Origin of the sequence: Kitasatospora kazusensis (assembly GCF_039529945.1) — a bacterium.
In the GTDB taxonomy this organism is placed as follows: Bacteria; Actinomycetota; Actinomycetes; order Streptomycetales; family Streptomycetaceae; genus Kitasatospora; species Kitasatospora kazusensis.
The window spans coordinates 97,253-107,214 of the sequence record NZ_BAAANT010000022.1; the positions used below are offsets into that span (position 1 = coordinate 97,253).

Genomic DNA, 9,962 nt, shown 5'->3' on the forward strand with positions numbered 1-9,962 from the left:
GACCCGCCCTCCTGCCGGTTGTCTTCCGAGGGAAGGCACCCGTGTGCCGCCCACCACTGCCCCGGTCATGCTAGCCGCACCCCCTCGCCCGCCGCGTCGGGATACGTGATCCAGTACCGCCGGACCGCGCCCCGCACAACCGGAGGCCTGCGCACCATGTCACCGATCGGTCACTGTTCGCAACGATGGGTGACCCTATCGGGTTCCCGACTCGACCCGCCACTGCGACCGAACCCGCCGCAGCCGGGCCCACTGCGACCGGGCCCACGGCGACCGCCCCCGCCCGGCCGGGCCGCTCAGGCCGACGGCAGCCACTGCCGCATCACCGCGAGCAGGTGGTCGGTCTCGACCGGCTTGGTGACGTGGTCGGTCGCCCCGGCGTCCAGGCTCTTCTCCCGGTCCCCCTTCATCGCCTTGGCGGTCAGCGCCACGATCGGCAGACTCGCGAACTGGGGCATCCGGCGGATCGCCTTCATCGTCGCGTAGCCGTCCATCTCCGGCATCATGATGTCCATCAGGACGAGCGCCACGTCCTCGTGCTGTTCGAGCACCTCGATGCCCTCGCGGCCGTTCTCCGCGTAGAGCACGGTCAGCCCGTACTGCTCCAGCACGCTGGTGAGCGCGAAGACGTTGCGGATGTCGTCGTCGACGATCAGCACCTGCTCGCCGTGGAAGCGCCCCTGGAACTGGGCGGGCACCACCGGCCGGGCGGCCGGCTCGGCCGGCTGGCGCTGCCCGGCCTCCTCCTCGGCGGCCGCCCGGCGCCGGGCGGCGGTGCTGCGCCGCCGCTCCTCGGCCAGCTCCCGGACCTCCTGGGCCCAGTGCTCCGCCGGGTTCTCCCCGACCGGGACGGGCGTGCCCATCGGGGTGACGGCCACGACGGCCCGGATCGGCGGCCCGGCGGGGCGCTCCAGCGTCACCGTGCCGGGGGCCTCGCTGCGCAGCGGCAGGTAGAGGGTGAAGGTGGAGCCCTGGCCGAGCTCGCTCTCGGCGTGGATCTCGCCGCCGAGCAGCCGGGCGATCTCCCGGCTGATGGAGAGCCCGAGCCCGGTGCCGCCGTACTTGCGGCTCGTCCCGCCGTCGGCCTGCTTGAACGCCTCGAAGATCTCCCGCAGCTTGTTGTCGGGGATGCCGATCCCGGTGTCGGAGACCGAGAAGGCGATCAGCGGCTCGTCCGGGTCGGTGATCGACCCGCTCTCCAGCAGCTGTTCGCGGACGTGCTGCGGGACGCTGCCGTCGGCCGGGCGGATCCGCAGTTCGACGGCGCCGGTGTCGGTGAACTTCACCGCGTTGGAGAGCAGGTTGCGGAGCACCTGCTGGAGGCGCTGCTCGTCGGTGTGCAGGGTGACCGGGAGGTCGGGCGAGACGACCACCGCGAAGTCCAGGCTCTTGTCGGCGGTGAGCGGGCGGAACGCCGCCTCCACGTAGTCGACCAGCTGGACCAGCGCGATCTTGGCCGGGCGGACGTCCATCTTGCCCGCCTCGACCTTGGACAGGTCGAGGATGTCGTTGATCAGCTGGAGCAGGTCGGAGCCGGCGCCGTGGATGGTCTCGGCGAACTCGACCTGCTTGGCCGAGAGGTTGCCCTCGTTGTTGTCGGAGAGCAGCTTGGCCAGGATCAGCAGCGAGTTGAGCGGCGTGCGCAGCTCGTGCGACATGTTGGCGAGGAACTCGCTCTTGTACCGGGAGGCGAGGGCGAGCTGTTCGGCGCGCTCCTCCAGGACCTGGCGGGCCTCCTCGATCTCGCTGTTCTTGATCTCGATGTCGCGGTTCTGCTGGGCGAGTTGCTCGGCCTTCTCCTGCAACTCCTCGTTGGTGCGCTCCAGTTCCTCCTGGCGTGCCTCCAACTCGGCTGATCGCATCGAGAGTTCGGCGGTGAGCCGCTGGGACTCCAGCAGCAGGCCCTCGGTCTTGGTGTTGACGCTGATGGTGTTGACGGTGACGCCGATCAGGTCGGCGATCTGGTTCAGGAAGTCCAGCGCGACGGTGGTGAAGGAGCTGAAGGTGGCCAGCTCGATCACCCCGAGCAGCCGGCCCTCGAACAGCACCGGGAGCACCACGACGTGGGCCGGCGAGGCCTCGCCGAGGCCGGAGGCGATCTTCAGGTAGCCGGGCGGGGTGCCCTTGAGGATGATCGAGCGCTTCTCCACCGCCGCCTGCCCGACCAGGCCCTCGCCGGGGCGGAAGGTGGTCGGCATGGCGCGGCGCTGGTAGCCGTAGCTGCCGATCAGGCGCAGCACGGTGTCGTTCTCGTCGTCGTCCTCGGTGATCAGCTCGGCCGTCCGGCCGGCCGGCTGGGCGAGGAAGAAGGCGCCGTGCTGGGCGGAGACCACCGGGGTCAGCTCGGTCATGATGAGCGCGGCCACGGCCTCCAGGTCGCGGCGGCCCTGCAACTGGCCGGAGATCCGGGCCAGGTTGGTCTTGAGCCAGTCCTGCTCCTGGTTGGTGCGGGTGGTCTCGCGCAGGTTGGCGATCATCTGGTTGATGTTGTCCTTGAGCTCGTCGAGCTCACCGGACGCGTCCACGTCGATCCGCAGGGAGAGGTCGCCGCGGGTCACGGCGGTGGCGACCAGCGCGATCGCGCGGACCTGGCGGGTCAGGTTGTTGGCGAGTTCGTTCACCGACTCGGTGAGGTCCTGCCAGGTGCCGTCCACGCCCGGCACCCGGGCCTGGCCGCCGAGCCGGCCGTCGGTGCCGACCTCGCGGGCGACGCGGGTGACCTCGTCGGCGAAGGCGCCGAGCTGGTCGACCATGGTGTTGATGCTGGTCTTGAGCTCCAGGATCTCGCCCCGGACGTCCACGTCGATCTTCTGCGACAGGTCGCCGCGGGCGACGGCGGTGATGACCAGGGCGATGTTGCGGACCTGCCCGGTCAGGTTGTTGGCCATCTGGTTGACGTTGTCGGTCAGGTCCTTCCAGATCCCGGCGACTCCGGGCACCCCGGCCTGGCCGCCCAGGATGCCGTCGGTGCCCACCTCGCGGGCGACCCGGGTCACCTCGACGGCGAAGGCCGACAGCTGGTCGACCATGGTGTTCAGGGTGCCCGCCAGCGCGGCGACCTCGCCCTGCGCCTCGATGGTGATCTTCTTCGACAGGTCGCCCCGGGCCACCGCCGTGGCGACCTCGGCGATGTTGCGGACCTGGCTGGTCAGGTTGGACGCCATGAAGTTGACGTTGTCGGTCAGATCCCGCCAGATGCCGGAGACCCCGCTGACCCGGGCCTGACCGCCCAGGTTGCCTTCCGTCCCCACCTCGCGTGCCACTCGCGTGACCTCGTCGGCGAACGCGGACAGCTGGTCGACCATGGTGTTGACGGTCATCACCAGCTCGCGGATCTCGCCGCGCGCGTCGACGGTGATCTTCTTGGAGACGTCGCCCCGGGCGACCGCCGTGGTCACCTCGGCGATGTTACGAACCTGACTGGTCAGGTTGTTGGCCATCAGGTTGACGCTGTTGGTCAGGTCCTTCCAGGTACCGGACACCCCCGGCACGCTGGCCTGCCCGCCGAGAATGCCCTCGGTGCCCACGTCCCGGGCCACTCTGGTGACCTCGTCGGCGAAGGCGCCGAGCTGGTCGACCATGGTGTTGATGGTGTTCTTCAGCTCCAGGATCTCGCCGGCCGCGTCCACCTGGATCTTCTGCGACAGGTCGCCCTTGGCCACCGCCGTGGTCACCTGCGCGATGTTGCGCACCTGACCGGTCAGGTTGTTGGCCATCGAGTTGACGTTCTCGGTCAGGTCCTTCCAGACCCCCGCGACCCCGGGCACCTCGGCCTGACCACCGAGGATGCCCTCCGTACCGACCGCGCGGGCCACCCGCGTCACCTGCTCGGCGAAGCCCGAGAGCTGGTCCACCATGATGTTGATGGTGTTCTTCAGCTCCAGGATCTCGCCCCGGGCGTCCACCTCGATCTTCTGCGAGAGATCGCCCTTGGCCACCGCCGTGGTCACCTGCGCGATGTTGCGCACCTGACCGGTCAGGTTGTTGGCCATGAAGTTCACCGAGTCGGTGAGGTCACGCCACACCCCGGCGACGCCCGGCACCTGCGCCTGACCGCCGAGCCGGCCCTCGGTCCCCACCTCGCGGGCGACTCTGGTCACCTGGGCGGAGAAGCCGTTGAGCTGGTCCACCATCGTGTTGACGGTGTTCTTCAGCTCCAGCATCTCGCCGGCCACGTCGACCGTGACCTTGTGCGACAGGTCACCCTTGGCCACCGCCGTGGTCACCTCGGCGATGTTGCGCACCTGCGCGGTCAGCCGGCCGGCCATCGTGTTGACCGAGTCCGCCAGGTCCTTCCAGCTGCCGGTCGCGCCCTTCACCCGGGCCTGGCCGCCGAGCTTGCCCTCGGTACCGACCTCGATGGCGACTCTGGTCACCTCGTCGGTGAACTCCGAGAGCTGGTCGACCAGCCCGTTCACCGTCCGCCCCACCTTGAGGAACTCGCCGCGCAGCGGGTGGCTCACCCCGTTGGTGTGGACCGAACGCAGCTCCATCCGCTGGTCCAGGTCACCCTCGGCGATCGAGCTGAGCACCCGGCCGACCTCGGCCATCGGGCGGGCCAGGTCGTCGATCAGCGCATTGCAGTTGTCGACGGCCGCCATCCAGGCGCCCTCGCCGACCCCGGTCTCCAGCCGCTCGGAGAGCCGGCCCTCACGGCCGACCGCACGCCGCACCCGGGCCAGCTCGCCGGTCAGGTGCTGGTTGCGCTCGGCCACCTCGTTGAACACCGCCGCGATCTCGGCCAGCGGCCCGTCCCCCGGCACGGTCAGCCGGCGGCGGAAGTTGCCGTCCCGCATCGCGGTGAGCGCGGCGAGCAGTTTGCGCAGGTCGGCCGGTTCGGCACCCCGGTTGTGATTCGGGCGCCGTCCCGCACCGCTGCGGGACGGCGCCGCCGTCCGGGCCGAGCGCGCGGGCGCCGGAGTCGTACCGGGTACGTCCTTGGTGGCCGAACTCAACGGGCCCTCCCACATCGTGACTGTTCCGTGCTGCTCTGTGCCGCTTCCCAGCCGGCTCCTGGCACCGGCCTGATCCTGCCCGGCCGGCCCGCTCCACAGCGGCCTGCTCAGCCTCGACCGTACTTCCCCGGCCGGGGTACTGCCGACCCCCCAGTCTGTCAGTCCCGGCGGCGTGTGTCCGTCGGGTTGCGCAGGGTCAACGGTGACGATGCCGGATCAGGTGTCCAGAATCACCCGCAGGTGCCTGTTTCACCGCCCTGGCCCCACGGGGTACCAAGCGGAAAGTAGGGTGGAACGCTGCACCGCGCCAAAAGCGCTCCGCCTCGCCCGCCTCCGGGCGCCGACAGCGGGTGCGCCCGCGGCCCGGCCCGGCCCGGCCCGGGGCAGAGACGTCGACCTGATGGGAGAAGTGGCACGTGGTCACCGCGCGCGCAGCCGCCACCTTCGAACCGGTCGGCCGGTCGGCCGCCGCAGCGCGCGGTTTCGTCCGCGACGCCCTGCTCGGCTGGGGCCTGCCCGAGGTCGTCGACGACGCGGTCGTGCTGGTCAGCGAGCTGGTCACGAACGCCGTGGTGCACGCGGGGACGGCCGCCGAGGTGCACTGCCTTCGCGAGGAGGAGACGGTACGGATCGAGGTGACGGACCGCCACCCCGAGCGCGGCCTGCCCTCGTTCGCGCACGTCCCCACCGCCTCCTCCGACCGGTACGCCGACCCCGACGGCGAGGGCGGCCGCGGCCTGCTGATGTGCTCGGCGCTCTCGTCCAGTTGGGGCGTCGAGTACTCCGCCGGGCAGAAGACCGTCTGGTTCCGGCTGCCGTTGCCCGCGCACGAGGCCGGCACCCGGTACGCACTGCCGAGCCTGCCCGGCGGCGAGCTGCCAGAGGCGGCCGCCCCCGTCCGGGTCGGCGTCGTCCAGGTCGGCGAGGACGGGCTGGTCCGCTCCTGGAACCCGGACGCCGAAGCGCTCTTCCTGCACACCGCCGAGCAGGTGCTCGGCCTCCCCTGGGCCGAGCTCACCGTCTGGCCGCAGGCCACGGGCGCCGCCGCCGGACTCGCCCTCACCGACACCCTGCGGCTGGCCCGCTGGGAGGGCACCTTCGGGGTGCGCCGCGCGACCGGGCCGGTCGAGGAGGTCTACGGGCTCCAGGTCCGGGTCCGCGACACCGAGGGCAGCGCCTCCACGCTCTGCCTGCTGGTGCGCGAGAACGACCGGGGCGTCCTGCGCTCCCCCGGCGGCTCCGCCGAGCAGCCGGCCGCCGTCGAACCGCTGGACCTGCTGGTCGGCCCGGCCAACCCCGACGACCTCGGCGAGCTGCTGCAGACCATCGTCGAGCGGGCCCGCGACCTGCTCGACGCCGACGCCGCCTACCTGATGCTGAGCACCGAGGACGAGACCGAGTTCGAGGTCCGGGCGGCCACCGGCCTCGCGGCGGCGGGCCGCCGGCTCGCGCCCATCCCGAACGAGTCCGGCGTCGGCCGCTACGACTCCGCCCGGCTGCCGACCGTCCACGAGGACCTCGCCGTCCGGCCCACCGCCGCGCCGCTGCTGATCGGCACCGGGCTGCGCTCGCTGATCACCGTGCCGCTCAAGGTCGAGGGCCGGCTCACCGGCTCGCTCGGCGTCGCCGCCGCCGCACCCGGCCGCTTCGACAACGAGGACGCGCTGCGGCTCCAGTTCGCCGCCGACCGGATCGCGCTGGCCCTGGAGAGCGCCCGGCTCGCCGAACTCGAACGCCTCCGCCGGGGCTCGCTCTCCTTCCTAGTCGAGGCCTCCGACCTGCTCGCCGGGACGCTGGAGCACGAACAGACCCTGGCCCTGATGGCCCAGATGGCCGTGCCCACGCTCTCCTCCTGGTGCGCCGTCTACACCACCGGCGAGCAGGGCACCGGAGCCGACCTCGCCTTCGTCCTGCACGAGGACGAGGACCGCATCGACCCGCTGCGCGCCCTGCTCGACAAGACCCCGGCCCCGGACAGCAGCCCGGCCCCCGGCGCCCGGTTCTGGACCGCACCCGGCGAGCGGGCCCGCACCTCCGGGCTGGCGGACAGCCCCGAGCTCTCCGGACTGCTCGGCGAGACCGTGGTACTGCCGCTCGCCGCCCGGAACCGGGTGATCGGGCTGCTGGTGCTGGGCGTCGGCGCGGGCATGCGGTTCCGTCAGGAGATCCTCGAACTCGCCGAGGACCTGTCCCGCCGGGCCGCCCTGGCGCTCGACAACTCCCGCCTCTACTCGGAGCGGAACGCCACCAGCCAGGCCTTCCAGCGCGCCCTGCTGCCGCCCGAGCTGCCGAAGATCCCCGGCGTCGAGGTGGAGGTCTTCTACCAGGCGGCCGGCGAGGGCAACGAGGTCGGCGGCGACTTCTACGACATCTTCCCGATCCGCGAGGGCACCTACGGCTTCGCGATCGGCGACGTCTGCGGCACCGGCCCGGAGGCCGCCTCGGTCACCGGCCTGGCCCGCAACTCACTGCGCCTGCTGGCCCGCGAGGGTCTGGACGCCCCGCAGGTCCTCACCCGGCTGAACGCCGCGATCCTGGACGAGGGCACCCGCAGCCGGTTCCTCACCCTGCTGTACGGGGAGCTGACACCCAAGGCCGACGGCAGCACCGCCCTCTCACTGGTCTGCGCCGGACACCCGCTGCCGCTGAGACTGCGCACCGACGGCCAGGTCGACCTGGCCGCCTCCCCGCAGCCGCTGCTCGGCGTGATGGACGACCTGGAGCTGACCGCGGAGGACCTCGTCCTGCTGCCCGGCGAGGTGCTGCTGTGCGTGACCGACGGCGTCACCGAACGGCGGGAGGGGCTGCGGATGCTGGGCGAGGACGGGCTCGTCCAGGTGCTCACCGGCTGCACCGGCCTGACCGCCGGCGCCGTCTCGGCCCGCGTCCAGCGAGCGGTCGAACGCTTCGCGCCCGAGCCGCCCTCGGACGACATGGCCATCCTCACCCTGCGGGTCCCGCAGCAGCGCCAGGGCTGACGGGGCGTCCGGGCCACGGCAACCCGACACCCCGCCTCCGTCCTGCCTCCGTGGCGCTTCCGGCCCCGGGATGCTCACTCTCGTTCAACAACCGTCCATCGACGGCGCCCTACAGCTGACGAGCGTACAAATTGTGCGATTCACAAGGGTACAAGCGAGGTAGGGGCGGGTACACCGCTGTCACCGGGGAATCCCCCGGCAGGGGACACCGACCGGCGGCCGAGCCGCTGGTTCTTCACTCAGCCGCAGCCGCCCACACCTTGCCACGGCCTCTCGCCGCCTTGGTTCCGTGCGCCCAGGCCCGGCAACCGCACAGCCACACCCCCACCTGATCGCACTGACCGCGCCATGCCGGCGCACAGAGTGAAAGGAGCCTCCGGTGAGCAACGAAGCTACCGGGGCACAGAACGCCCGACCCGCAGGAGCCGACGCGGGTCCTCTCGGATACCTGGCACTCGGCCTCACCCTCCTCGCCTACGGCCTGCTGAGCACCGGCATCCTCAGCGGTGCCGGCGTCAAGGACGCCGCCTCCCTCGCCCACCTGCTCGGCGGGCTCGCCCTGTTCGTCGCCGGCCTCTGGCAGCTGCGCGGCGGCGACGGATTCACCGGCACCGCCTTCACCGGCCTTGGCGCCTTCTGGGCGGTCTGGTCGGTCGGCGGCAGCGCCGGCAAGGACGCCACCGGCCTGTTCCTGCTGCTGTGGGCCCTGCTCGCACTGACCCTGACCGCTGCCGGTTGGCGCTCGGGGCTGTTCAGCCGGCTCGTCTACGGCCTGCTGACGCTCAGCCTGCTGCTCAGCGCCATCGCGACCTTCGCCGGCAACGGCGGACTCGCCAAGGCCGCCGGGTGGATCGCCGCGGTCTCCGGTCTGACGGCCTGGTACTGGGCCACCAGCACGCTGGTCAACAGCGGCTGGGGCCGGGCCGCACTGCCGGTCAGGTAAGGCACAGCTCGGCACACGCAGGTGGGCCGGACCTCTCCGCGAGGGGAGGTCCGGCCCACCTGTGTTTCCGGGGCCGCCTGCGTTCGCGCTCTCAGCTGCTGACGGAGGTCCGCTCGGGCTCCGGGGCTGTGGCGGCCTCCTGCTGCGACGGGCGCCAGCCGCTGAACGCGTGCTGCACCAGGTACGCGACCAGCAGCAGTGCCACGGCCACCAGCCCGTCCGCCCAGAAGTGGTTCGCGGTCGCGACCACGACGAACACCGTGACGACCGGATGCAGCACCACCAGCCAGCGCCAGGGCCCCCTGGCCACCTTCAGCACTGCGACGGCGGCCAGCACGCTCCACGCGACATGGACCGAGGGCATCGCCGACAGCTGGTCCGGCACCACCCCGCCGACCGCACCTCCGTACACCGACTGCCCGTACTGCGCCGCGACGTCCACGAACCCGCTCTCGGCGAGCATCCGGGGCGGCGCGACGGGAATGAACTGGATGACCAGGCAGGCCCCCGTCGTGAGCACGACGGTGTTCCGGACCCAGCCGTAGCGGTCACGGTGCCGGAGGAAGACCCAGGCCAGCAGAGCGATCATCACCGCGAAGTGCATCGTCGCGTAGTAGTAGTTGCTCGCCGTCACCAGCCACGCGTGCGGGAGCACCGCCTGTTGCAGTGCCGCTTCGTCCGGGAACCCCCACCGCAACTCGGTCCGGTGGATCCAGTCCGCCCGGTCGAGTGCGTGGTCCGCGCTCAACACCGAGAGACGGCCGACCAGTTGCCACAGGGAGAAGAGCGCGAGCAACGTACCCGCCTCGCGGAGCAGGGCGGCCGCAGGAGCCGCCCGCGGACGCCGAATACGCTTCGCCGCGTACGCCGCTCCGAGGAGCGCGACAGCGGATCCGCCGGCGCTCTGCCAGGTAAGGGTCAGGTTCTGCATTCGCAGAGGTTAACGCAAAGTAGCCCCCATCCGGATGGATGGGGGCTACTTTGGAATGATTGTTCGGCGGCGTCCTACTCTCCCACAGGGTCCCCCCTGCAGTACCATCGGCGCTACGAGGCTTAGCTTCCGGGTTCGGAATGTAACCGGGCGTT

At 71.5% G+C, this 9,962-nt stretch carries 4 protein-coding genes and 1 rRNA gene; 2 read left to right on the forward strand and 3 right to left on the reverse strand.

What is annotated here, in order from left to right; translation table 11 throughout:
* Positions 1 to 296: 296 nt before the first annotated feature.
* Entirely contained in the window at positions 297 to 4,970 is a 4,674-nt protein-coding gene (locus tag ABD330_RS19525; RefSeq protein WP_425555585.1) for a HAMP domain-containing protein, read from the reverse strand.
* A 401-nt stretch (positions 4,971 to 5,371) separates the two neighbouring features.
* Here ABD330_RS19525 and ABD330_RS19530 point away from each other — a divergent pair, with 401 nt between their 5' ends.
* On the forward strand, positions 5,372 to 7,933 hold the full coding sequence (locus ABD330_RS19530; protein ID WP_344466776.1) for a SpoIIE family protein phosphatase: 2,562 nt from the start codon (positions 5,372 to 5,374) through the stop codon (positions 7,931 to 7,933).
* A gap of 379 nt (positions 7,934 to 8,312) precedes the next feature.
* Positions 8,313 to 8,876 carry an acetate uptake transporter gene (locus ABD330_RS19535; protein WP_344466778.1) on the forward strand — a complete coding sequence of 188 codons (564 nt, stop codon included), beginning with the start codon at positions 8,313 to 8,315 and terminating at the stop codon, positions 8,874 to 8,876.
* Positions 8,877 to 8,967: 91 nt separating this feature from the next.
* On the opposite strand, the gene ABD330_RS19540 is transcribed toward ABD330_RS19535, so the two are convergent.
* Positions 8,968 to 9,807 carry a phosphatase PAP2 family protein gene (locus ABD330_RS19540; protein WP_344466780.1) on the reverse strand — a complete coding sequence of 280 codons (840 nt, stop codon included), beginning with the start codon at positions 9,805 to 9,807 and terminating at the stop codon, positions 8,968 to 8,970.
* A gap of 61 nt (positions 9,808 to 9,868) precedes the next feature.
* Positions 9,869 to 9,962, reverse strand: a 5S ribosomal RNA gene (rrf, locus tag ABD330_RS19545); the annotation flags it as partial.